Source organism: Streptomyces silvisoli (assembly GCF_029269905.1).
Classification (GTDB): domain Bacteria; phylum Actinomycetota; class Actinomycetes; order Streptomycetales; family Streptomycetaceae; genus Streptantibioticus_A; species Streptantibioticus_A silvisoli_A.
In genome coordinates this window covers 17,190-39,074 of sequence record NZ_JARJBC010000011.1, presented here as the reverse complement: position 1 = coordinate 39,074, position 21,885 = coordinate 17,190, and the positions used below count along the sequence as shown (strand labels likewise).

21 protein-coding genes and 2 tRNA genes are annotated in these 21,885 nt (G+C 69.4%); 13 read left to right on the top strand and 10 right to left on the bottom strand.

From position 1 onward, the window contains the following. Positions 1 to 116: 116 nt before the first annotated feature. The gene (locus P3G67_RS18755; RefSeq protein WP_269853989.1) at positions 117 to 755 is read left to right on the top strand and encodes a mycothiol-dependent nitroreductase Rv2466c family protein; all 639 of its coding nucleotides are present in this window, start codon (positions 117 to 119) and stop codon (positions 753 to 755) included. Between the two features lie 118 nt (positions 756 to 873). On the opposite strand, the gene P3G67_RS18750 is transcribed toward P3G67_RS18755, so the two are convergent. The 3 genes from P3G67_RS18750 to P3G67_RS18740 form a co-directional block, all read right to left on the bottom strand. Further along, on the bottom strand, positions 874 to 1,512 hold the full coding sequence (locus tag P3G67_RS18750; protein ID WP_276094467.1) for a superoxide dismutase: 639 nt from the start codon (positions 1,510 to 1,512) through the stop codon (positions 874 to 876). A 126-nt stretch (positions 1,513 to 1,638) separates the two neighbouring features. Beyond that, positions 1,639 to 3,042, bottom strand: coding sequence for an amino acid permease (locus P3G67_RS18745; protein WP_391858291.1), 1,404 nt, complete (start codon positions 3,040 to 3,042; stop codon positions 1,639 to 1,641). A 164-nt stretch (positions 3,043 to 3,206) separates the two neighbouring features. Then, entirely contained in the window at positions 3,207 to 4,604 is a 1,398-nt protein-coding gene (locus P3G67_RS18740) for an amino acid permease (RefSeq protein ID WP_276094466.1), read from the bottom strand. 256 nt (positions 4,605 to 4,860) lie between these two features. Between P3G67_RS18740 and P3G67_RS18735 the strand changes: the two genes are divergently transcribed. Next, a complete protein-coding gene (locus tag P3G67_RS18735; RefSeq protein WP_276094465.1) occupies positions 4,861 to 5,460 on the top strand; it encodes a biotin transporter BioY in 600 nt (199 codons plus the stop codon). A gap of 58 nt (positions 5,461 to 5,518) precedes the next feature. Here P3G67_RS18735 and P3G67_RS18730 read toward each other — a convergent pair whose 3' ends face one another. Continuing rightward, entirely contained in the window at positions 5,519 to 6,979 is a 1,461-nt protein-coding gene (locus P3G67_RS18730) for an amino acid permease (RefSeq protein ID WP_269853993.1), read from the bottom strand. 220 nt (positions 6,980 to 7,199) lie between these two features. Between P3G67_RS18730 and P3G67_RS18725 the strand changes: the two genes are divergently transcribed. Together P3G67_RS18725 and P3G67_RS18720 are read left to right on the top strand one after the other, a co-directional pair. Further along, positions 7,200 to 7,688, top strand: a complete 489-nt coding sequence (locus P3G67_RS18725; protein ID WP_276094464.1) for a ribose-5-phosphate isomerase — start codon at positions 7,200 to 7,202, stop codon at positions 7,686 to 7,688. Positions 7,689 to 7,696: 8 nt separating this feature from the next. Beyond that, positions 7,697 to 8,506: an Fpg/Nei family DNA glycosylase gene (locus tag P3G67_RS18720; RefSeq protein WP_276094463.1), complete on the top strand. Its 810-nt coding sequence runs from the start codon at positions 7,697 to 7,699 to the stop codon at positions 8,504 to 8,506. Positions 8,507 to 8,743: 237 nt separating this feature from the next. Here P3G67_RS18720 and P3G67_RS18715 read toward each other — a convergent pair whose 3' ends face one another. Then, complete coding sequence (locus tag P3G67_RS18715) at positions 8,744 to 9,973, bottom strand: GNAT family N-acetyltransferase (protein ID WP_276094462.1); 1,230 nt, start codon at positions 9,971 to 9,973, stop codon at positions 8,744 to 8,746. Between the two features lie 413 nt (positions 9,974 to 10,386). On the opposite strand from P3G67_RS18715, the gene P3G67_RS18710 reads away from it, so the two are divergent. Both P3G67_RS18710 and P3G67_RS18705 read left to right on the top strand, forming a co-directional pair. Further along, positions 10,387 to 11,505, top strand: coding sequence for a PP2C family protein-serine/threonine phosphatase (locus tag P3G67_RS18710; protein WP_276094530.1), 1,119 nt, complete (start codon positions 10,387 to 10,389; stop codon positions 11,503 to 11,505). Positions 11,506 to 11,659: 154 nt separating this feature from the next. After that, positions 11,660 to 11,854, top strand: a complete 195-nt coding sequence (locus P3G67_RS18705; RefSeq protein ID WP_269853997.1) for a hypothetical protein — start codon at positions 11,660 to 11,662, stop codon at positions 11,852 to 11,854. A 121-nt stretch (positions 11,855 to 11,975) separates the two neighbouring features. Here the strand turns inward: P3G67_RS18705 and P3G67_RS18700 are convergent. After that, positions 11,976 to 12,046: transfer RNA gene (locus P3G67_RS18700), tRNA-Gly, on the bottom strand. Positions 12,047 to 12,163: 117 nt separating this feature from the next. Here P3G67_RS18700 and P3G67_RS18695 point away from each other — a divergent pair. The 5 genes from P3G67_RS18695 (at position 12,164) to clpX (ending at position 16,898) form a co-directional block, all read left to right on the top strand. Continuing rightward, positions 12,164 to 12,240 (top strand) — tRNA-Pro (locus P3G67_RS18695). Between the two features lie 158 nt (positions 12,241 to 12,398). Further along, complete coding sequence (gene tig, locus P3G67_RS18690; protein WP_269853998.1) at positions 12,399 to 13,787, top strand: trigger factor; 1,389 nt, start codon at positions 12,399 to 12,401, stop codon at positions 13,785 to 13,787. A 320-nt stretch (positions 13,788 to 14,107) separates the two neighbouring features. Beyond that, a complete protein-coding gene (locus tag P3G67_RS18685) occupies positions 14,108 to 14,710 on the top strand; it encodes an ATP-dependent Clp protease proteolytic subunit (protein ID WP_269853999.1) in 603 nt (200 codons plus the stop codon). Positions 14,711 to 14,786: 76 nt separating this feature from the next. Further along, positions 14,787 to 15,458, top strand: coding sequence for an ATP-dependent Clp protease proteolytic subunit (locus tag P3G67_RS18680; protein ID WP_269854000.1), 672 nt, complete (start codon positions 14,787 to 14,789; stop codon positions 15,456 to 15,458). Positions 15,459 to 15,608: 150 nt separating this feature from the next. Continuing rightward, the gene (gene clpX / locus P3G67_RS18675) at positions 15,609 to 16,898 is read left to right on the top strand and encodes an ATP-dependent Clp protease ATP-binding subunit ClpX (protein ID WP_269854001.1); all 1,290 of its coding nucleotides are present in this window, start codon (positions 15,609 to 15,611) and stop codon (positions 16,896 to 16,898) included. Positions 16,899 to 16,996: 98 nt separating this feature from the next. On the opposite strand, the gene P3G67_RS18670 is transcribed toward clpX, so the two are convergent. After that, entirely contained in the window at positions 16,997 to 18,046 is a 1,050-nt protein-coding gene (locus tag P3G67_RS18670; protein ID WP_276094461.1) for an MDR family NADP-dependent oxidoreductase, read from the bottom strand. 142 nt (positions 18,047 to 18,188) lie between these two features. On the opposite strand from P3G67_RS18670, the gene P3G67_RS18665 reads away from it, so the two are divergent. Beyond that, entirely contained in the window at positions 18,189 to 19,160 is a 972-nt protein-coding gene (locus tag P3G67_RS18665) for an Lrp/AsnC family transcriptional regulator (protein ID WP_276094460.1), read from the top strand. Here the strand turns inward: P3G67_RS18665 and P3G67_RS18660 are convergent. Both P3G67_RS18660 and P3G67_RS18655 read right to left on the bottom strand, forming a co-directional pair. Then, positions 19,144 to 19,374 (bottom strand): DUF7848 domain-containing protein, encoded by a 231-nt coding sequence (locus tag P3G67_RS18660; RefSeq protein WP_276094459.1) that lies wholly within the window; start codon positions 19,372 to 19,374, stop codon positions 19,144 to 19,146. The genes P3G67_RS18665 and P3G67_RS18660 overlap by 17 nt on opposite strands. After that, a complete protein-coding gene (locus P3G67_RS18655; protein ID WP_276094458.1) occupies positions 19,371 to 19,550 on the bottom strand; it encodes a hypothetical protein in 180 nt (59 codons plus the stop codon). Before P3G67_RS18655 ends, P3G67_RS18660 begins: the two co-directional genes overlap by 4 nt. A gap of 71 nt (positions 19,551 to 19,621) precedes the next feature. On the opposite strand from P3G67_RS18655, the gene P3G67_RS18650 reads away from it, so the two are divergent. Then, positions 19,622 to 20,872, top strand: a complete 1,251-nt coding sequence (locus P3G67_RS18650; protein ID WP_276094529.1) for a helix-turn-helix domain-containing protein — start codon at positions 19,622 to 19,624, stop codon at positions 20,870 to 20,872. Positions 20,873 to 20,980: 108 nt separating this feature from the next. On the opposite strand, the gene P3G67_RS18645 is transcribed toward P3G67_RS18650, so the two are convergent. Continuing rightward, a complete protein-coding gene (locus P3G67_RS18645; RefSeq protein ID WP_276094457.1) occupies positions 20,981 to 21,829 on the bottom strand; it encodes a DUF3824 domain-containing protein in 849 nt (282 codons plus the stop codon). Positions 21,830 to 21,885: the final 56 nt, after the last annotated feature.

Below are 21,885 nucleotides of genomic sequence, written 5' to 3'. Positions count from 1 at the left end.
ATCGCATGTGGCGGCGGAGGTGACACGCGTCCCTTCGGCCGGGAATGCCCGCACGATCGCCCGTGTTTCAGCCCCCGGAGTGTGTCGTTTCATATCGAACGACCTTGGGAGAGGCTGTGACGACGACCGAGACCGACAAGATCCCGGCGGATTTCTGGTTCGACCCGCTGTGCCCCTGGGCTTGGATGACCTCGCGCTGGATGCTTGAGGTCGAGAAGGTGCGCCCGGTGAGCGTGCGCTGGCATGTGATGAGCCTTGCCGTGCTCAACGAGAACAAGGAAGACCTGCCCGAGAGGTACCGCGAGCTGCTGGCCACCGCCTGGGGACCGGTACGGGTCTGCATCGCCGCCGAGCAGAAGTACGGCGGCGAGGTGCTCGGCCCGCTCTACACCGCGCTGGGCACCCGGTTCCACAACCAGGAACTGCCCAGGACCCGCGAGACGATCGTCGCCGCGCTGGAGGAGGCCGGCCTGCCCGCGGAGTTGGCGGACGCCGCGGACACCGACGCCTACGACACCGAGCTGCGCGCCTCGCACCAGGCGGGCATCGGCCTGGTCGGCGAGGACGTCGGCACGCCGGTGATCGCGGTCCCGGGCGCCGACGGCGAGCAGGTGGCGTTCTTCGGCCCGGTGGTGACCCCGGCGCCCAAGGGCGAGGCGGCGGCCAAGCTGTGGGACGGCACGCTGCTGGTGGCGTCCACGCCCGGCTTCTACGAGATCAAGCGCACCCGCACGGTCGGGCCGATCTTCGACTGAACCGGCCCGCTATGATCCGGCCCCCGGGCTGTCCCTGGCGGGACGGCCCCTCGGGTAAGGGGAAGGCCCCCGCGCGACACCACCGCGCGGGGGCCTTCCGTCCGTGGGGCCGCGATCGTCACGGAACCAGCAGGCCGGAAGGCAGCTGCTTGGCCTTGAGGTAACGCGCGTTCACGTCCTGCCAGTTGACCACCCGCCACATCGCCTCCACGAAGTCCACCTTCTGGTTGCGGTACTGCAGGTAGAAGGCGTGCTCCCAGGCGTCGAAGACCAGCAGCGGAACGCTGCCCTGGCCCACGTTGCCCTGGTGGTCGTAGACCTGCTCGACGATCAGCCGGCCGCTGACCGGCTCGTAGGCGAGCACGCCCCAGCCGGAGCCCTGCGTGGTCGCCGCGGCCTTCGACAACTGCGCCTTGAACCGGGCGAACCCGCCGAAGTACTCGGCGATGGCGTCGGCCAGCTCACCGGTGCCGTCCTTCTCCAGCGGCTCACCGCCGCCGTCACCGGTCATGTTCTGCCAGTAGATGCTGTGCAGGATGTGGCCGGACAGGTGGAACGCCAGGTTCTTCTCCAGGCCGTTGATCGCCCCCCAGGCGTCCTTCTCCCGCGCCTCGGCGAGCTGGTCCAGGGTGTCGTTGGCGCCCTTCACATACGCGGCGTGGTGCTTGTCGTGGTGCAGCTCGATGATCTCTCCGCTGATGACCGGCTCCAACGCGGCGTAGTCATAAGGGAGTTCAGGAAGGGTGTACGTGGACATGCTGGGTCCTCCGGCTGCGGCTTATTGCAACACATTCGCAATTGCAGGCTATCAGCAGCAACCCCGAACGCACTGGAGGGCCGGACCACCGGGTCCGGCCCTCCAGTCGAGCTGCCGCCAGGGACGTCAGCGGCGCTTCGCCGCGAGCTGGCGCGCGTAGCCGACGGCCGCCAGTACGACGGTCGCGCCACCGGTGAAGTACAGCTGCACCCGGGTGTCGGGCTGCCGTGCCATCAGCACCAGCACCGCGCCGATGCCCAGCAGTGCCACCCAGGTCAGATAGGGGAAGGCCCACATCCGCACCACCAGCTTCTCCGGCGCCTCACGCTCCAGCCGACGCCGCATCCGCAACTGCGCCACCGCGATGAACGCCCACACCACCAGCACTGCCGCCCCCACGATGTTCAGCAGCCAGGCGAACACCGTGGTCGGCCACCAGTAGCTGAACAGCACGGCGAGGAAGCCGAACCCGGAGGAGGCCAGCACCGCCAGCCGCGGCACTCCACCGTTCAACCGGCCCAGCAGCCGCGGCCCCTGGCCCCGCGCCACCAGCGAGTACGCCATCCGCGACGAGCCGTAGATGTTGGCGTTCATCGCGGAGAGCAGGGCGACCAGGATGACCACGTTCATCAACTGGCCCGCGCCCGGCACCCCGATGTGGTCGAGCACCGCGACGTACGGGCCGTGCTTGGTCAACGAGCCGTCGTTCCACGGGATCAGGGTGACGATGACCAGCATCGAGCCGACGTAGAACAGCGCGATGCGCCACATCGCGGTGCGCACCGCCTGGCCCACGCTCTTGACCGGGTTCTCCGACTCGGCCGCCGCGATGGTCACCGTCTCCAGCCCGCCGTACGCGAACACCGAGGCGAGCAGGCCGACCACCAGGCCGTTGGCGCCCTTGGGCAGGAAACCCCCCGCACCGGTCAGGTTCGCGGCGCCCACCGCGTGCGTGCCCGGCAGCACCCCGAAGATCGCCAGCACGCCCAGGATGAGGAAGAGGGAGATGGCACCGACCTTCAGTGCGGCGAACCAGAACTCGAACTCGCCGAAGTTCTTCACCGCCGCCAGGTTCGTACCGCAGAAGACCGCCATGAAGACGGCCACCCACATCCACGAGGGCGTGCCAGGGAACCAGTTGGTCATGATCCCGGCCGCGCCGATCGCCTCGGCCGCCACGCCCACGCACAGCAGGGTCCAGAAGGTCCACCCCGCGGCGAAGCCCGCCCATGGGCCGATGGACCGGTCGGCGTGCACCGAGAAGGAACCGGAGGCCGGGTTGGCCGCGGACATCTCGCCCAGCATCCGCATCACCAGCATGACCAGCACGCCGGACAGCGCGTACGCCAGCACGATGGACGGCCCGGCGGCGGCGATGCCCGCCGCCGAACCGACGAACAGTCCGGCGCCGATGACCCCGCCGAGGGCGATCATCGACAGATGGCGCTGCTTGAGTCCGTGGCCGAGACGCTGTTCCGAGGCGGTCGCGGCGGGTGCCGTATCGGTTATCGGGGAGGGTGTCCGATTCATTGGCGTGACCGTCCAGTGGGTGAGAGCGGTACGGATCGCCACAGTGTGCGGGGGAGCACCGCCCACAACAACGACGCGTTCGCCATCCGGACACTTTGTTAACGCAATGTGACTGATTACTCGTCAGTTATGCGCTGATTGTGTCGTGCGTCTCTTTTGTGGCTTTAGTCGCGCCGGGCGCGCCACTCGCGTACCCCTGCCGCCAGCAGCACCACGCCGGTGGCGACGGCGGACCAGAGCACCTGGGGACGGGAGCCCGGGTCGCCGAGCATCAGGGCCAGGACCGCGAGCATTCCCAACAGCGCCGCCCAGCTCAGATAGGGGAAGGCCCACATCCGCAGGGACAGGGTGTGGGGTGCCTCCCGCTCGATCCGGCGGCGCAGCCTCAGCTGGGAGCCGCAGATCAGGCCCCAGACCACCAGCAGCACCGCGCCCACCGCGTTGAGCAGGTAGAGGAAGACCGAGTGCGGCCAGATCAGGTTGAGCAGTACCGAGACGAAGCCGAAGGCCACAGAGGCCAGCACCGCCCGGCGCGGCACCCCGCCGCCGGTCACCTTCAGCAGCCCGCGCGGCGCCTCACCGCGCTCCGCCAGTGAGAAGACCATCCGCGAGGCCCCGTACAGGTTGGCGTTGAGCGCGGACAGCAGCGCGACGAACACCACCACGTTCATGATCTGCGCGGCGGCGGGCACCCCGATCCGGTCGAGCACCGCCACATACGGGCTGGCTCCCGGTTTGATCGAGGTCCACGGCAGCAGGGTGACCACGACCAGCATCGAGCCGATGTAGAAGACCGCGATCCGCAGCACCGCGCTGCGCACCGCCCGTCCGACCGCGCGGGCCGGGTCGTCGGACTCTGCCGCGGCGATGGTGACGACCTCCAGGCCGCCGAAGGCGAAGACCACCGCCAGCACTCCGGAGACCACTCCGCTCCAGCCGTTCGGCAGGAAGCCGCCCCGGCCGGTGAGGTTGGCCAGGCCGACCGCATGGGTGTCCGGCAGCAGCCCGAGGACCGCCAGCAGCCCGAGCGCCAGGAACAGCACGATCGCGCCGACCTTCAGCGCGGCGAACCAGAACTCGAACTCACCGAAGTTCTTCACCGCCGTCAGGTTCGCGGTGGTGAACACCACCATGAACAGCAGCACCCAGGCCCACTGCGGCACCACCGGCAGCCAGCCGGACGCGATGGTCGCCGCGCCGGTGGCCTCCACCGCCAGCACCACGACCAGCATGAACCAGTACAGCCAGCCGACCGTGAACCCGGCCCAGCGCCCGAACGCCCGCTCCGCGTGCACCGAGAACGCGCCGGAGGCGGGCATCGCCGCCGACATCTCGCCCAGCATCCGCATGATCAGCATCGCCAGCAGGCCCGCGATCAGATACGAGACCACGATGCCCGGTCCCGCCACGGCGATCCCGGCGCCCGAGCCCACGAACAGGCCCGCGCCGATCACCCCGCCCAGGCCCAGCATGGTCAGATGGCGCTGCTTGAGTCCGGCCGACAGCGGTTCTCTCCCGCCGTCGGCAAGCTCGCGCGCGGCGGCGGGCGAAGCATCGTGCATGGCGCTGCTAACTCTCAGGTTCAGTTGGGGAGACTCCACAGTGTCCCCGCATCGCGTGTCGGGCCGCAAAGTGGTTCATCTTCGACGGTCTCCCCAGTGACCAGCGTCACGCCGACCCCTGCCCCGCTCTCGCTCTTTGTGCGGAACCGACTACGGGTGGGAACGAGCCTTTGTCATCCACTCACCGTGTTGCCGGTCACGGCGCTGGGTTACGGTCACGTTGTCCTGAACCGCCCTCCTTCAAGCGGGAGACCCGATGAGCCTCGCAGTCGCACCCGTCCGTCCGCAGCAGGTCCTGGCCGACCTGCTGCCCGCCTCCACCGCCACCCGCGCCCGGCTGCGCGACGCGGCCCTGGTCCTCGGCGGCGCCGCGCTCACCGGCCTGGCCGCCCAGATCGCGATACCGGTGCCGGGCTCGCCGGTGCCGGTCACCGGGCAGACCTTCGCCGCACTGCTGGTGGGCACCGCGCTGGGGGCCCGCCGCGGCGTGCTCTCCCTGGCGCTGTACGCGGTCGCGGGCCTGGCCGGGGTGCCGTGGTTCGCGGGCGGCGCGCACGGCGCGGGGCTGGTGACCTTCGGCTATGTGCTGGGCATGGTGCTCGCCTCGGCGGCGGTCGGCGCCCTGGCCCGGCGCGGCGCGGACCGCGGCGTGTGGCGGACGGCGGGCGCGATGCTGGTCGGTGAGGCGGTCATCTACGCCGTGGGCGTCCCCTACCTCGCCTTCGCCGCGCACATGTCCTTCGGCCAGGCGCTCGCCCTGGGCTTCACGCCGTACCTGATCGGTGACGCCCTCAAGGCGGCGCTGGCGATGGGCTTGCTGCCGGCCGCGTGGAAGCTGGTCGGCCGCAAGGGCTGACCCCGCATACGCCGATGGCCCGCACCCCCCGAGGGTGCGGGCCATCGCCGTATCCGGGTCAGCGCTGGTCGAGCGCCGAGCGTCGGCGGCCGCGGATGAACGCGACGGCCAGTACGAGGCCCGCTGCCAGGAAGGACATCAGCACCTGGTCGCGCCCGCTCTTGTCGGTCAGCATGTAGCCGATGACGAACACGATCATCCCGATGGTCACCCAGGTCAGATACGGGTAGGCCCACATCTTCACCGACAGCCGCTCCGGCGACTCCCGTTCGATGATCTTGCGCATCCGCAGCTGCGAGAAGCAGATCACCAACCAGACGAACAGGGCCACCGCACCAGAGGAGTTGAGCAGGAACTGGAAGATGGTCTTCGGGTACTGGTAGTCGAAGTAGACGGCCACGAAGCCGAAGACGACCGAGGCGAGGATCGCCGTCGCGGGCACACCGCGCGAGGTGGTGCGGCTGAAGGCGCGCGGGGCGTCGCCGCGCTCGCTGAGCGAGAACGCCATCCGGGAGGCCGTGTACAGACCCGAGTTGAGGCAGGAGAGCACGGCGGTCAGCACGATCACGTTCATCAGCTCACCGGCGTGCGGGATGCCGACGTGGTTCAGCACCGCGACATACGGGCTCTTGGCGACCTCGGGGGAGTTCCACGGCAGCAGCGTGACGACGAGCAGGATCGAGCCCAGGTAGAAGACGCCGATCCGCCAGATCACGCTGTTGGTGGCCTTGACCACGGCCTTGCGCGGGTCCTCGGACTCACCGGCGGCCAGCGTGACGATCTCGCTGCCCATGAAGGAGAAGACCACCATCAGCACACCGGTGAGGATGGCGCCCGGCCCCTTCGGCAGGAAGCCGCCCTGACCGGTGAGGTTCGCCAGGCCCACCGCGTGGTCGTGGGTGCCCGGCAGCACACCGAAGACCGCCAGTCCGCCGACCACGATGAACGCGGCGATCGCGACGACCTTGATCCCGGCGAACCAGAACTCGAACTCACCGTAGGAGCCGACCGAGAACAGGTTGGTGGCGGTGAGCACGACCATCACGATCAGCGCCCAGCCCCAGGTCGGCACGGCCGGCATCCAGCTGTTGAGGATGCCCGCACCGGCCATCGCCTCGACCGCGAGCACGACGACCCAGAAGAACCAGTACAGCCAGCCGATGGTGAAGCCCGCCCAGCGGCCCAGCGCCCGGTCCGCGTACGCGGAGAAGGAGCCGGAGACCGGGTTGGCCGCCGCCATCTCGCCGAGCATTCGCATCACCATGACGACGAGCGCGCCCACCAGCGCGTACGACAGCAGGATGGCGGGACCGGCGGCGGCGATGCCCGCGCCGGAGCCGACGAACAGGCCGGCGCCGATGACACCACCGATGGCGATCATCGACAGATGTCGGTTCTTCAGCCCTGCTTGCAGGCCATGACCGGCTGCCTCATGGCCGTACGCGGTGGCGGCGGCCGAGGCCGGGCCGGAGTTGCCGGGCCTGGCGTCCTCCGTCGTGAAGGGCGGTTGCGCACTCATTGACGTGTCCCTCGTCTCTCGGTTCGCGAGTTCCCGAATGCAACCCCAGACATCGGCCGAAACGGAACACCTGTGTCCGAATCGTTGCATCACCGGGTTCAGGGGCCCAGTGTGAAATCGGCCACCCCAAACGCAGGCCCGGCGCGGGAGCGGACCTCGAAAACACAGGCGCGCGCCCCCGGAAACAGAGGTGCGGGTACACGCATGGCACACTCTCCGCATGCGCGTGTACCTCGGCTCCGATCATGCCGGTTACGAACTGAAGAACCACCTCGTCGAGTGGCTCAAGGCCAACGGCCACGATCCGGTGGACTGCGGTCCGCACATCTACGACGCCCAGGACGACTACCCGCCGTTCTGCCTGCGCGCCGCGGAGCGCACCGCCCAGGACTCCGACAGCCTCGGCATCGTCATCGGCGGCTCGGGCAACGGCGAGGCGATCGCCGCCAACAAGGTCAAGGGCGTACGTGCCGCACTCGCCTGGAGCGAGGAGACCGCCAGCCTCGGCCGCGAGCACAACAACGCCAACGTGGTCAGCATCGGGGCGCGGATGCACTCCGAGGAGGAGGCCACCCGCTTCGTGGAGGTCTTCCTCAGCACCCCCTTCTCCGGGGGCGAACGGCACGTCCGCCGGATCGACATGCTCAGCGCCTACGAACTCACCGGGAAGCTGCCGGAGATCCCGGCCGACCACCCGCGGCAGGACTGAGCGCGGGAATGCCCGAAGGGCACACCATTCACCGACTGGCCGCCGACCACCAAGCGAGGTTCGGCGGCCGGGCCGTCTCGGCCAGCAGTCCGCAGGGCAAGTTCGCGGACGGCGCGGCGCTGGTCGACGGACGGGTCCTGGAGCGGGCCGAGGCGCACGGCAAGCACCTCTTCCTGCGGTTCGGCCCGGAGCAGTGGGTCCATGTCCACCTGGGGCTGTTCGGCAAGTACGCCTTCGGCACCGGGCCCGCGCCCGCGGCGACCGACACCGTACGGCTGCGGCTTGCCAACCCCGACGGCTACGCCGACCTGCGCGGTCCCACCGCCTGCGAGCTCATCGCCGACGGCGAGAAGCAGGCGATACACGACCGCCTGGGACCCGACCCGCTGCGCCCCGGCACCGACCACGAGCCCGCGTGGCGGCGGATATCCCGCAGCCGCACATCGGTGGCCGCGCTGCTGATGGACCAGAAGGTGGTCGCGGGCGTCGGCAACGTCTACCGGGCCGAGGTGCTGTTCCGGCACGGCATCGATCCGTACCGGGCCGGGCGCGATCTGAGCCGAGCCGAATGGGACGCGATCTGGGCCGATTTGGTCATACTGATGAGGGAGGGGGTGCGGAACAACCGGATTGACACCGTCCGCCCGGAACACACCCCCGAGGCGATGGACCGCCCACCGCGCGTGGACGACCACGGCGGTGAGGTCTACGTCTACCGCCGGCACCAACTGCCCTGCCTCGTCTGCGGAGCGCGGGTGCGCACCGCGGAACTGGCCAACCGCAACCTGTTCTGGTGCCCGGGCTGCCAGACGCGGTAGCCCAGCGACGACCTGCTCGACCTGATCGATTCGGGGCCGGTGCTCTCGTGGACGAGGACGTCGTGGATCTTCTGTGGGCACGGTGGGGCTCGACCTGGCCACCGCGACCCTGGCCGAACAGGCCGACGCCCAGGACCTCGCAATGGAGTGCCGCCGAGACCTTCTCGAACTGACGCGGCCGCGTGCCCTGCGGCCGGCCGAGTCCCGGTCGGGCGCCGGGCACGCGGAACCAATCGTCTAGAAGCCGTGCGGCAGCCAGGGCGCGACCGGGTGGCCGAAGGCCGTCGCGGCTTCGGTCAGCGCGCCGGGGCGCAGCTCACGTATCCGTCCGGCGCCCGCGAGCGCCGTCAGGCCGAAGCCGCCCAGATAGCCGCAGGCCAACTCCCGCACCGACAGGGCCATATCGGCCGAATCCGTCGTTCGCTCGCACGTGGCGCCCTTCTGGTCGCCGCTGAGCCGCCAACGGCCCTCGTTCCACGGGCAGAAGGCATCCTCGACCTCCAACACCACGTCCACCGGCGCCGCGTACGTACGGGCGGCGAGCGCCGCGCCGACGTCCACCAGCCGTACGAACATCCCGTCGCGCACGCGCAACCGGCACCGTCGTACGTCGGAGACCAGGTGCAGCAGCGGGTCGTCCGCCGGCCGGTTGGAGGCGATGACCGTCGAGGTCAGGTCCACCTCGAACAGATGGCGCCACAACGCCGCGTAGCCCGCCGGGTCCAGCGCCTCGACGTCCCGTACCAGTACCGAGCCCTTCGGTCCGGCCTCGTCCCAGTCCGACTTCACCGCGAAGCGGGCGAACCCCACCACCTCCCCGTTCCGTTCGGCCAGCACGCACCCCACCTCGCCGGCCCCGCGCCGCTCCGACGGCGGGTCGAGCAACGGCAGCCGCTCCCAGCCGGGTTGCCGCGCCAGCATGCCCGGACGTCCGGCCACCCGGCGCGCGTACACCGCCTCGCAGGCCGCGATGCCCGCCCGCGGTGGGACCAGGCGCAGCCGTATCTCGTCCGTCCCCGTGGGGGCGGTCAGCCGCACCCGGGCGCTGTCGATCTCCATCCGCAACCGCTCGGTCGCCAGCCCGTACCCGAACCGGCCGTAGATCGGCGGCTCCGAGGCCGTCAGCACCGCCAGCGGCTCTCCCCACCGCCGCACATCGTCCAGCTGCCGCCGCATCATCGCGGTGAGCACGCCGCGCCGCCGGTGCGTCGAGCGCACACCGACACAGGTCACCCCGGCCGTTGGAACCAGCGAACCACCCGGCACCGACAACCGGAACGAGAACGCTCCGGTCGTGCCCACCAACTCGTCGTCGTCCCAGGCCGCCAGGGAGCGCTCGCATTCGGTCAGATCGTGCCACAGGGAGCGTTCCTCCGGGGACTCCTCCGCCCCGCCGAACGCCCGCTCCAACTCCCCGTACCAGCGGTCCCACCGCCCTGGTTCGAGCACCCGCAGTTCAACCGTCATGTCCCCTGCCTAGCAGCGGCGCGGCGGTACGGGCGAACGAATTACCGGCGGAACCGACCGCCCGTCCGAGCCAGGCCGGAAACGATCGGCCGACGCACCGTGCCCGACCGATATACGGCGAGTCGCGAATCGACGCGCCGCCGAATGGGTGGATAGGGTCGCCGGGAATGGAGGACGAGTAACGGCGCGTACGGCGCCACGGAAGCCGGGTGGCCGTGGGCGACGGTATCGAGACCAGGAGCGCGGAGCAGAGCCCCGCGCGTCCGGACGTCGAGGCGTCTCCCGTGCCGCGGGCCAGGCTCGGGCGGGAGGGAGACGGGATCGAGACCAGGGACGCGGAGCGCCCCGTACCGAGCGCGCGGCCGGTGGGCACCCCCACCCCGCGCCCCCGGCGCGGGCGCACCGGTGACGGAGTGGTGGCCAAGGCGCGCAGGACGCTGCACCGGGGCCGCACCCTGCTGCGCAAATCCGCCGTCGACTACTTCCGCGGCGACGGCTCCGACTGGCTGCCGCTGGTCGGCCTGCTGCTCACCGTTCCCGCCCTGGCCTGGGCCACCACCGCCCTGCCCGACTGGTGCCCGCCGACCGCGCTGGTCTTCCCGGTCCTGCTGGGTGGACTGCTGCTGCGCCCGGCGAGCCTGCTGCTGCTCTACGCCGCCGCGGCCAGCGCACTGGTGGTCGAGGACGCGGTGCTCGGCCCGTACCACTCCGGCGCGTCGCGGACCGTCACACCGGGCACCGTGCTGGTGGTCAGCGCGGTCGCGTTCGCCGGGCTGATGATCGCCCAGTTCCGTAGCCGGGTCGGAGTGCCCTGGCGGCGCGGCGGCACCATGCTGTTCGACCTGCGCGAACGCATCCGCGTGCAGAGCCAGTTGCCGCAGCTGCCGGACGGCTGGCACGCCGAGATGGCGCTGCGCCCGGCCGGCGGCCAGTCGTTCTCCGGGGACTTCGTGGTCGCCACCCGCACCGGCGGCGGCCAGGTGCTGGAGGCGGTGCTGACCGACGTGTCCGGCAAGGGCATGGACGCCGGTTCCCGCGCCCTGCTGCTGTCCGGGGCGTTCGGCGGGCTGCTCGGCTCGCTGCCGCCGCACCAGTTCCTCGCCGCCGCCAACGGCTATCTGCTGCGCCAGGACTGGGACGAGGGGTTCGCCACCTCCGTCCACCTCGTACTCGACCTGGAGAGCGGCGACTACGAGCTGCTGTCCGCCGGACACCTGCCCGGTATGCAACTGTGCGCGGGCACCGGGCGGTGGGAGGAGAAGGCCGCCGACGGCATGATGCTCGGGGTCTTCGAGGGCGCCGAATTCGACGGTGTGAAGGGCACGTTGAACTCCGGTGACGTGCTGATGCTGTTCACCGACGGGCTGGTGGAGGCGTCCGGGCGTGATCTGGCCGAGGGCATCGACCGGTTGATCGGCGAGGCCGAACGCCTGGTGGCGCACGGATTCCGGGGCGCCGCCTGGCGGTTGATAGAGGCGGTCGCCAAGGACGTCAACGACGACCGGGCGCTGCTCATCATCTGCCGTGACTGATCACCGTGTTGACGCCGGTCAGGGACACACGCCCTCGTGGCGGGTCCACGGAAGGGCTGGTTGGTGGCACGATGGACGGCGCGGGGAGAAGTGGCGGCGGCGCAACCCCGTACCGGCGTGGCGTAGGCCGTAGTGAGCGAGGAAGTGATCCGTTGTGGCCATCTCCCTTTCCGTTGTCGTGGTGTTGGCGATCGTCCTGTTCGTGATGTTGCGAGGGGGGACGCTCAAGGGAGGACCGGCCATCGTGGCCATACTGTTCGGCTTCTTCCTCGCGTCGACCGGGCTGGCACCGGACATCCACCGGTTCCTGGACTCGTTGGCCAACACCATCAACCAGATAAAGCTCTGAACGTGACGAAGGACGCAGCCACGCGAACCGGGGCGCACACGACGGCGTAACACTGTGGCGTGAAAAACGGTCCGGCCCGGTCGGAGGGAACGTTCCCTCCGACCGGGCCGGACTCGTACAGAGCGGGCGACGGGAATCGAACCCGCGTAGCCAGTTTGGAAGACTGGGGCTCTACCATTGAGCTACGCCCGCAACGGCCAGTCATTCTGGCACACCGCATCGTAGCTGGTCGACTCGGCCCCTGTCGCCCACCGGATTAATTGGCGGCCGGAACGTGCGGAGCCATGTACGCTACGTGTCGCACTGAAACGGGGTGTGGCGCAGCTTGGTAGCGCGTCCGCTTTGGGAGCGGAAGGCCGTGGGTTCAAATCCCGCCACCCCGACCATTTGTTCGAAAGGTCCCGGGCGTGGGACAGTCGTGCCGCTCGTACCGGTACTATGCGAGTTGGCCCTGTATACGGGGCGACGTAGGGGCGAGGACCCCGGGAAGTACGTCTCGTCGGCCACGTAAAGCCCCTGACTGTCAGCCCAAGGAGACCCAACCGTGAAGAGCGCCGTGGAGACTCTGAACCCGACCCGGGTTCGACTCACCGTCGAGGTGCCCTTCGAGGAGCTCAAGCCCAGCCTCGACGCGGCGTACAAGAAGATCAACCAGCAGGTCACGGTGCCGGGATTCCGCAAGGGCAAGATCCCCGCGCGCGTCATCGACCAGCGGTTCGGCCGGGGCGCGGTGCTCGAAGAGGCCATCAACGACGCGCTGCCGAAGTTCTACACGGAGGCGGTCAACGAGGGTGAGCTGAACGTCCTCGGCCAGCCCGAGATCGACATCACCGAGTTCAACGACAACGAGCAGCTGAAGTTCACCGCCGAGGTGGACATCCGCCCGGCCATCGAGATCCCGGACTTCTCCGGCATCGAGGTCACCGTCGACGCCGTCGAGGTTTCCGACGAGGACGTCGACAAGTCGGTCGAGCAGCTGCGCGAGCGCTTCGCCTCCACCACCCCGGTCGAGCGCGCCGCCGCCGACGGTGACGTGGTCACCATCGACCTGGAGGCCAAGGTCGACGGCAACGTGCTGGAGGACGGCGTCGCCAAGGGCGTCACCTACACCATCGGTTCCGGCCAGCTGCTGGACGGCATCGACGAGGCCGTCATCGGCTTGGAGGCCGGCGGCTCCGCCACCTTCTCCTCCGAGCTCAAGGGCGGCTCCGCGGCCGGCAAGACCGCCGAGGTCAAGGTCGACGTCACCGCCGTGCAGGCCCGTGAGCTGCCCGCGCTGGACGACGAGTTCGCCCAGCTGGCGAGCGAGTTCGACACCCTTGAGGAGCTGCGCGCCGACAGCCGCAAGCGCCTTGAGCGGATGAAGAAGTACGACCAGGCCACCCAGGCCCAGGAGAAGGTGCTGGACGCCCTGCTGGACCTGATCGAGGTGCCGATCCCGGAGAAGCTCCTCAAGGACGAGGTCGAGACCCGCAAGCACAACCTGGAGCAGCACCAGTTCCCGATGATGGGGCTGAACTGGGACAGCTTCCTGGAGCGCGAGGGCAAGACCGCCGAGGAGTACGACGCCGAGCTGGAGAAGCAGGCGACCAAGGGCATCAAGACCCAGTTCGTGCTGGACGAGCTGGTCTCCAAGGAGCAGCTCTCGGTCAACCAGGAGGAGCTCACCGAGCACCTCATGCGTCGTGCCGCCACCTCCGGCATGAGCCCCGACCAGTTCGCCCAGGCCGTGGTCGAGGGCGGCCAGGTGCCGATGCTGGTCGGCGAGGTCGCCCGCGGCAAGGCGCTGGCCCTGGTGGTCGAGGCCGCCAAGGTCGTCGACAGCAACGGTGAGACCGTCGACCTGGACGACGAGGACGAGGAAGGCGAGACCGTCGAGGCCGCCGCCGAGGAGTCCACCGAGGACGCCGCCGAGGAGAAGTCCGAGGGCTGATCCAGGCGCTAGCAGCAGGAGCATGACAACGCACCCGGACGCCATGGAGTGTCCGGGTGCGTTCGTTTTCCGCCTCGAACGCGATCACTTTCGGGGTTGCCTGCGCTCACAGCGAACAGTTTCGCGTGGGGGATTGCTGGGCCCGACCTGCGCGTTAGGGTCCGTAGTAACGAGGGCAGGGGAGTCCCTTGACGGCGCTGGAGTCAGCTCGCCAACGCACCCCCGCGCCCTACGAGAAGACGCGAAGACGGCGCGTCGCCGTCCGACAACGAGCAGGTGGATACGTGACGACTCCGCAGATTCAGACGCCTGGACTTCTGATGCCCACCGCCAGCACGCCGACCGGCGGGCCGGGCCTGGGCGACGCGGTCTACAGCCGACTGCTCGACGAACGCATCATCTTCCTCGGCCAGGCCGTAGACGACGACATCGCCAACCGGATCTGCGCGCAGATGCTGCTGCTCGCCGCGGACCCGACCAAGGACATCTACCTCTACATCAACTCGCCGGGCGGCTCCGTGACCGCCGGTTTCGCGATCTACGACACCATGCAGTACATCAAGAACGACGTGGTGACGATCGCGATGGGCCTGGCCGCCTCCATGGGCCAGTTCCTGCTCACCGCGGGCACCCCCGGCAAGCGCTTCGCCCTGCCCAACGCCGACATCCTGATGCACCAGGGCTCGGCCGGTCTGGGCGGCTCCGCCTCCGACATCAAGATCCAGGCCGAGCAGCTGCTGCGCACCAAGAAGCGCATGGAGCAGCTGACCGCGGCGCACACCGGCCAGACGGTTGAGACGATCAACCGCGACGCCGACCGGGACCGCTGGTTCACCGCGGAGGAGGCCAAGGAGTACGGGCTGATCGACGAGGTCATGAGCACCGCCGCGGACGTCCCCGGTGGCGGCGGTACCGGCGCGTGAGGCCGCTCCGCTCGACCAGCGGCCACCCGGTTACGCTTCCCCTCCCCGCTCACCCCTCAGGACGGTGAACCCCATCATGAACACCCCGAACCCGCTCGCCCTCCAGGAGGGCGTGGACGCCCGCCGATCGCTCGGCGCCGAGTCCCGTTACATCGTGCCGCGCTTCGTTGAGCGCACCTCGCAGGGCGTGCGCGAGTACGACCCGTACGCCAAGCTCTTCGAGGAGCGGGTGATCTTCCTCGGTGTGCAGATCGACGACGCCTCCGCCAACGACGTGATGGCGCAGCTGCTGTGCCTGGAGTCGATGGACCCGGACCGCGACATCTCGATCTACATCAACTCGCCCGGCGGCTCGTTCACCGCGATGACGGCGATCTACGACACCATGCAGTTCGTGAAGCCGGACATCCAGACGGTCTGCCTCGGCCAGGCGGCCTCCGCCGCGGCCGTGCTGCTCGCCGCCGGTACGCCCGGCAAGCGGATGGCGCTGCCCAACGCCCGGGTGCTGATCCACCAGCCGTACACCGAGACCGGCCGGGCACAGATCTCGGACCTGGAGATCCAGGCCAACGAGATCACGCGGATGCGCACCCAGATGGAGGAGATGCTGGCCAAGCACTCCAGCCGGTCCGAGGAGCAGATCCGCGAGGACATCGAGCGTGACAAGATCCTGACCGCCGAGGACGCGCTGTCCTTCGGTTTCGTGGACCAGATCACATCGTCCCGTAAGGCCGCGGTCTCGGCCTGAGACAGGCCCGACGGCACCGTTAACCCCTTGGGTCGCCAGGACGAGTCGGCCCAAGGGGGGCCCACACGAGGGGTCCGGCAAGGTACCGTCGGAGATTAGGCACCAGGCTCCGTTGAACAAGGCGGATCCCAGGCGAAGGGGAAGCACCTCGTGGCACGCATCGGTGATGGCGGCGATCTGCTCAAGTGCTCGTTTTGCGGTAAGAGTCAGAAGCAGGTGAAGAAGCTCATCGCAGGGCCTGGTGTGTACATCTGCGACGAGTGCATCGACCTGTGCAACGAGATCATCGAGGAGGAGCTGGCCGAGTCCTCCGAGGTGCGGTGGGAGGACCTGCCCAAGCCGCGCGAGATCTACGAGTTCCTTGAGGGCTACGTCGTCGGCCAGGAGCCCGCGAAGAAGGCACTGTCGGTCGCCGTCTACAACCACTACAAGCGGGTGCAGGCGGGCGAGAACGGTGGCGGTAGAGGCCACGACGACGGCATCGAACTGGCCAAGTCCAACATCCTGCTGCTCGGCCCCACCGGCTCCGGCAAGACGCTGCTGGCCCAGACCCTCGCCAGGATGCTGAACGTCCCGTTCGCCATCGCCGACGCCACGGCGCTCACCGAGGCCGGCTACGTGGGCGAGGACGTCGAGAACATCCTGCTGAAGCTGATCCAGGCGGCCGACTACGACGTCAAGAAGGCCGAGACCGGGATCATCTACATCGACGAGATCGACAAGGTCGCGCGCAAGAGCGAGAACCCGTCCATTACTCGTGATGTGTCGGGTGAGGGTGTCCAGCAGGCGCTGCTGAAGATCCTGGAGGGGACCACCGCCTCGGTGCCGCCGCAGGGCGGGCGCAAGCACCCGCACCAGGAGTTCATCCAGATCGACACCACGAACGTGCTGTTCATCGTCGGCGGCGCGTTCGCCGGTCTGGAGAAGATCATCGAGGCCCGTGCGGGCGCCAAGGGCATCGGCTTCGGCGCGACCATCCGCTCCAAGCGGGAGCTCGACCAGGCCGACCAGTTCGCCGACATCATGCCGGAGGACCTGGTGAAGTTCGGGATGATCCCGGAGTTCATCGGCCGTCTGCCGGTGATCACCAGCGTGCACAACCTCGACCGCGAGGCGCTGCTGAAGATCCTGGTCGAGCCGCGTAACGCCCTGGTGAAGCAGTACCAACGACTTTTCGAACTCGACGGTGTGGAGCTGGAGTTCGACCGCCCGGCCCTGGAGGCCATCGCCGACCAGGCGATCCTGCGCGGCACCGGGGCGCGGGGCTTGCGCGCCATCATGGAAGAGGTGCTGCAGTCGGTGATGTACGAGGTGCCGTCCCGCAAGGACGTGGCCCGAGTCGTCATCACCGAGGAGGTCGTTCACTCGAACGTGAACCCCACGCTGGTACCGCGCAGCACGCGCGGTGACGCGGGGGAGCGGCACGAGAAGAGTGCGTGACGCTCGCCGCTGGGCTTGACGTGTGGGGGCCGCCCCCCGGGGCGGCCCTCAGCCTGTAAGGGGCGCTCGCCATTGGCGGGCGCCCCTTACCTCTTGACCTAGAGCGCCACGACGACAGCACCCAGGTGCCGCCCCTCGATCACCTCGCACAGGGCTCGCGGGGCGTGTTCGATGCCGGTGACACGGGTGTGCGGGAAGTGGAGGTCGCCGGAACGCAGCCAGTCCGCGAACTTCTCGGGCCACCGCCCGCGTTCCGGGGCGGGGATGTCGTCCGCACTGAAGCCGCGCATCGCGATCCGCTTCAGCAGCAGTTGGAACGAGTCCAGCTCGACCGGTGCCGCCGTGCCCCTACCGTGCCGCGCCAACTGCCCGGACAGCGCGCCGACCAGTACGAAGCGTGCACCGCTGCGGGCGGCCGAGACGGCCGCCCGCAGCTGGTCGCCGCCGACGTTGTCGAAGAGGACGTCGATGCCGCCGGGGGCGGCCTCGGTCAGCTGCTCGGCCATCGGCCGGGCACCACGCAGCACGGCCGCGTCATAACCCAGCTCGGCCACCAGGCGGTCGGCCTTCCGCTGGGATCCGGTGCTGCCGATGACACGGGCCGCGCCCATCAGGCGGGCGAGCTGCCCGGCCATCGAGCCGATCGCCCCGGCCGCGCCGGAGACGAACACCGTGTCGCCAGGCCGGACTTCGGCGCCCCAGCGCAGCGCGGCGTACGCGGTCCAGGCGTGCGAGAGATGGGCGACCGGGTCGGGCAGCGCACCGTCCAGCGGGGTGCACTGGGCGGCGGGCACGGTCGCGTACTCGCGCCAGCCCTGCCAGTGCGAGACCAGGTCGCCGGGGTGCAGGCCGCTGCCCTCGGGGGCGGACACCACCTCGCCGATCGTCTCCTCGAACGGCGTCTCACCCGGGCGCACCACGGGGAACGGCACGCCGTCCACGTTCTCCGCGCCGCCACTGATCATCATCCGTAGTGAGGCGGAGACGCGGAAGAAGCGGTTGCGTATCAGCGCCTCGCCCGGTGCTGGTTGCGGTAGCGGGGCTTCGGTGACGGTGAAGTGTTCGGGGCGGGGCAGACCGTCGGGGCGGGTGAGCAGGCGCACGGTGCGGTGGCTTCGCGGCAGGGCGGGAGTCGTGGGGTTCGGCATCGTCGGATGGGTCCTTCCGGGGTTCCAGAGCGGCCACTGAGGTCATGGGCCAGCGTGGAACGACGGACGCGGTAGGTTCCATGCTGCGTGCCTGCTTGGTGGATTGATTCCACTCGAAGTCGATTTTTGAGGGAAAGCACTGATGCTCGACGAGGTGGACCGAGGTCTGATCCACGCCCTGCACCTCGACGGGCGGGCGTCGTTCGCCCGTATCGCCGAGGTGCTCGGGGTGTCGACGCAGACCGTTGCCCGCCGCTACCGGCGGCTGCGCGCCGACGCGTCGCTGCGGGTGGTCGCGCTCGCCGACCCGGACCGCGCGGACCAGGCGCAGTGGATCGTGCGGCTGACCGCCAGCCCGCGCACCGCCCAGGACCTGGCACACGCCCTGGCCCGCCGACGCGACACCTCCTGGGTGAAGCTCGCCTCGGGCGGTACGGAGATCCTGGCGATCGTGCGCACCCCGACCGGCGCCGGCCATCCGCTGCTGCTCGCGGACATCCCGCGCACCGCGGGCATCACCGGGGTGAGCGCCCACTACGTGCTGCACACCTACCTCGGCGGCCCCACGGCCTGGCGCGGTCACCTGGGCACCCTGGACGACGGCCAACAGCGCCAACTCCGGCCTCCGACAGGTCCGTTGTCCCACTCCGGCAAGCCCCTGGCCGACTCCGACGGCCCCTTGCTGACCGCCCTGCAACGCGACGGCCGCGCCAGCCATGGCGAACTCGCCACGGCCACCGGCTGGTCACCGGCGACCGTCGCCCGCCGTCTGGCCGACCTCCGATCGAGCGGCGCGATCTTCTTCGACGTCGAGTTCAACGACGCGCTCCTGGGCGCGACCACTCAGGCACTGCTGTGGGTGGCGGTGGCCCCCGCCCACCTGGACCACGTCGCCACCGCTTTGTCCCAACACCCCGAACTGGCCTACGTGGCCGCCACAACAGGCCCCACCAACCTCCTGGCCCACGCCCTGTGCCCCACCCCGGCAGCCCTTCACGACTATCTCGTCCACCGCTTGGGCGCCCTGGAGGCAATCCACACTCTGGAGACGGCGCCGGTACTGCGCACTGTGAAGGCGGCCGGCCCCCTTTCCACGATCAGCCGTCGCGCGTGACCCTGGCGTGGTCGCTGAAGGCCCGCCGGAACAGGTCGTGTCCGGTGCGGCCGGTGTGCCGTAGGCACCAGTCGAGTACGGCGTCGGGATCGCCCTGGGGGCCGGACCCCGCGTCGCAGCCGTGCATTACGCAGAACGCCTCGCAGACGATGCCGCCTTCGGGGACGTGGCGGATGGTGTGTGGGACCCAGCGGTAGACGGCCCTGGCGGTCATCCGGCCACCGCCACGCCGTGCACGTTCCGCAGGTGGCGCCGTGCCAGGACTCGGTAGTCGACCTCCTTGCTCGGGTCGCGGTCGTATCGGGCCTTTTCCTCACCGGCCTTGAACCGAGTGCACTCGGGGCAGCTTGGCGCGTACGGCAGTTCGGTGACGTGGGTGTGTGCTGTCATGCCTTGACCGTGACGGATGGTGCCGCCGGTACCCAGCCCAAGGCCGTATAGGACGGCCCTATAGTCGAGCCATGGGGGATCACTCTGTGGATCTGTGGGCTCACCCTCGGCTCGTTTCTGCGATCGCCAGTGAGGACTGGGCTGCCGTCCTCCGTACCTACCGCCAACTCGCGGGCGGCGTGAGTCAAACCAGGCTTGGCGAGCGGGTGGGTTTGTCGCAGTCGGACGTTTCCGACATCGAACGCGGTCGGCGGCGTGTGACGTCCGTGGAAGTCCGGCAACGGATCGTTGAGGGGCTCGGCATTCCCGACAGGCTGCTGTACGGTGCCGCCCGGCCCGACCCGGGGCCAGTGGCCAGCCTGGCGTTGCCGGGTCTGGCGCCGGACGAAGACCTGTTGGCCCGGGTCACGAGCGCTGTGATCGGTTCGACGCGCCCGGACAGCGCGACCCTGGACTGGTTCGATCGCCTGCTGGCCGAGCACAGGAGGGCAGAGGACCTCATCGGATCGCGGCCACTTGTTGACGTGATGCGCCAGCAGTTGCGGACCGTTGTGGGCCTCCACGGTTGTGCTGCGGGGGCGTTGTCGGACCGAGTGGTCCGACTGGCCGCCGAACACGCCCAGTTTCTTGCGTGGATGGCGCAGGACCAAGGCGCGAGCGCTGCGGCGCTGGCCTGGTATGACCGGTCCCACGAATGGGCGTTGGAGTCCGGAGACGCCAACATGGCGGCCACAACGCTGAGCATGAAGGCTCACATGGCATGGTCCGGAGGGCGCGGCACGCGGTGCGTACGGCTCGCGGAAGCCGCGCGCTGGTCGGCGCCCGGGACCTCGCGGGGAGTCCAGGGCATGGCGGCGCAGATGGCGGCCCGCGGCCACGCGCTGAACGGGGAAGGCGACGATGCCCGACATCTGCTCGACGAGGCCCAGGAGCTGATCGGCCGCGCCGCCGAGCGTTCCGAGGACGAACCACCGTGGATGTACTTCTATGACGAGACGTGGTTCACCCTCCAACGCGGCATGGCCGAACTGCACTTGGGCGGGTGGCGTGCCGCGATCGACCAACTGACGACAGGGCTGGCCGCGCTTCCCGACCACTACCGGCGCGACAAGACCTGGTACCGCTCCTGTCTGGCGCATGCCTTCGCCGGGGCGGGGGAGGCACCTGAAGCCTTGGCGATCGCGATCGGCTGCCTGCCGGACGCCGCAGCGGTCGGCCGTCCGCACTCGTGGAACGAACTCCACACGACCGCTGCGGTGTTGTTGAGGCACGACGCCAAGGAAGGGCGAGAACTGATCTCCGTGCTCAAGCAGTACGACTGAGTCGGCCGCGTGGACTCGCGTATCGGGCGCGGGTGCTGCCCGACGAGCGTCGGCCTCACCTGTAAGGGCGCTCGCGTCTGGCGAGCGCCCTTACAGGTGGCGGTGACGCTACTTCTTAACCCGCACCTCGCTGCGCAGCTTGGCCGTGGTCTGGGCCCAGTCGGAGATGGACGGGGCGGTGGGAAGGCTGGCGGTGGGATTGGACGGATCGATGTTGGGCATCCACATGGCTATGGCGACCGTGCTGCTGTCGCCCCAGACACAGAAGGGCATCGACGCGACGCCTTCGTTCTGCTGACCGCACTTCATGATCGTGCCGTCGAAGCCGGACGGAGTCTGCTTCGTGGTGGTGGCGCCCTTGAGCCCCTCTGAGATCACCTTGTCGACGGCGCCACTCGGGTCGGAGACGTTGCCGTACGCGCCGCTGAGGACCACCCCGTCGCTGCCGCCGGTCCAGACAGCGGCAGCGGTCTTACCCTCCGAGATGCCCGAGTCGTTGACCGATGAGTCCATCTGGTTCGTCATCTGCGACGACTTTGCCGTGTCCTTGCTGTACTTGCCGTCCAGCACCGTGTCCGGTGTCGTCAGCTTGTAGTCGCCGCCGCCTGTGAGGCCGCCGCCGCTGCCCACGACGGCGAAGGCGATGCCCGCGCCCGCCACGACCACGACGGCGGCGAGGATGCCGATGACCTTGCCCGCGTTGCTCTTCTTGACCGGCGGGGGCGGTGGGACCTGGGCGCCCCAACCGGGCTGCTGGACATAGGGGTTCTGGCCCTGGGGCGGCATGCCGTAGGGGGCGTTGGCCGGGGGCTGGCCGTACGGGCTGGTGGGCGGTTGGCCGGGCTGGCCGTAAGGGTTCGGCTGCGGGGGGACGCCGCCCTGCTGGGGATAGCCGTAGCCGGGCTGCGGGCCGGGCTGCTGGCCGTATGGGTTGGGCGGTGGCTGGTTGAAGCTCATGGGTCTTGCGTCCTCCCGTTGACTGTCTTGCGAGCGCCACATCCTTCCTCATTCCA

Coding starts and splice junctions, on each gene's coding strand:
- P3G67_RS18740 (WP_276094466.1), bottom strand. CDS start 4,604: ATGCACGATGCTTCGCCCGCCGCCGCGCGCGAGCTTGCCGACGGCGGG.
- P3G67_RS18650 (WP_276094529.1), top strand. CDS start 19,622: ATGGGGGATCACTCTGTGGATCTGTGGGCTCACCCTCGGCTCGTTTCT.
- P3G67_RS18735 (WP_276094465.1), top strand. CDS start 4,861: ATGAGCCTCGCAGTCGCACCCGTCCGTCCGCAGCAGGTCCTGGCCGAC.
- P3G67_RS18665 (WP_276094460.1), top strand. CDS start 18,189: ATGCTCGACGAGGTGGACCGAGGTCTGATCCACGCCCTGCACCTCGAC.
- P3G67_RS18750 (WP_276094467.1), bottom strand. CDS start 1,512: ATGTCCACGTACACCCTTCCTGAACTCCCTTATGACTACGCCGCGTTG.
- P3G67_RS18670 (WP_276094461.1), bottom strand. CDS start 18,046: ATGCCGAACCCCACGACTCCCGCCCTGCCGCGAAGCCACCGCACCGTG.
- P3G67_RS18655 (WP_276094458.1), bottom strand. CDS start 19,550: ATGACAGCACACACCCACGTCACCGAACTGCCGTACGCGCCAAGCTGC.
- P3G67_RS18730 (WP_269853993.1), bottom strand. CDS start 6,979: ATGAGTGCGCAACCGCCCTTCACGACGGAGGACGCCAGGCCCGGCAAC.
- P3G67_RS18685 (WP_269853999.1), top strand. CDS start 14,108: ATGCCCACCGCCAGCACGCCGACCGGCGGGCCGGGCCTGGGCGACGCG.
- P3G67_RS18660 (WP_276094459.1), bottom strand. CDS start 19,374: ATGACCGCCAGGGCCGTCTACCGCTGGGTCCCACACACCATCCGCCAC.
- P3G67_RS18715 (WP_276094462.1), bottom strand. CDS start 9,973: ATGACGGTTGAACTGCGGGTGCTCGAACCAGGGCGGTGGGACCGCTGG.
- P3G67_RS18720 (WP_276094463.1), top strand. CDS start 7,697: ATGCCCGAAGGGCACACCATTCACCGACTGGCCGCCGACCACCAAGCG.
- P3G67_RS18645 (WP_276094457.1), bottom strand. CDS start 21,829: ATGAGCTTCAACCAGCCACCGCCCAACCCATACGGCCAGCAGCCCGGC.
- P3G67_RS18745 (WP_391858291.1), bottom strand. CDS start 3,042: ATGAATCGGACACCCTCCCCGATAACCGATACGGCACCCGCCGCGACC.
- P3G67_RS18680 (WP_269854000.1), top strand. CDS start 14,787: ATGAACACCCCGAACCCGCTCGCCCTCCAGGAGGGCGTGGACGCCCGC.
- P3G67_RS18725 (WP_276094464.1), top strand. CDS start 7,200: ATGCGCGTGTACCTCGGCTCCGATCATGCCGGTTACGAACTGAAGAAC.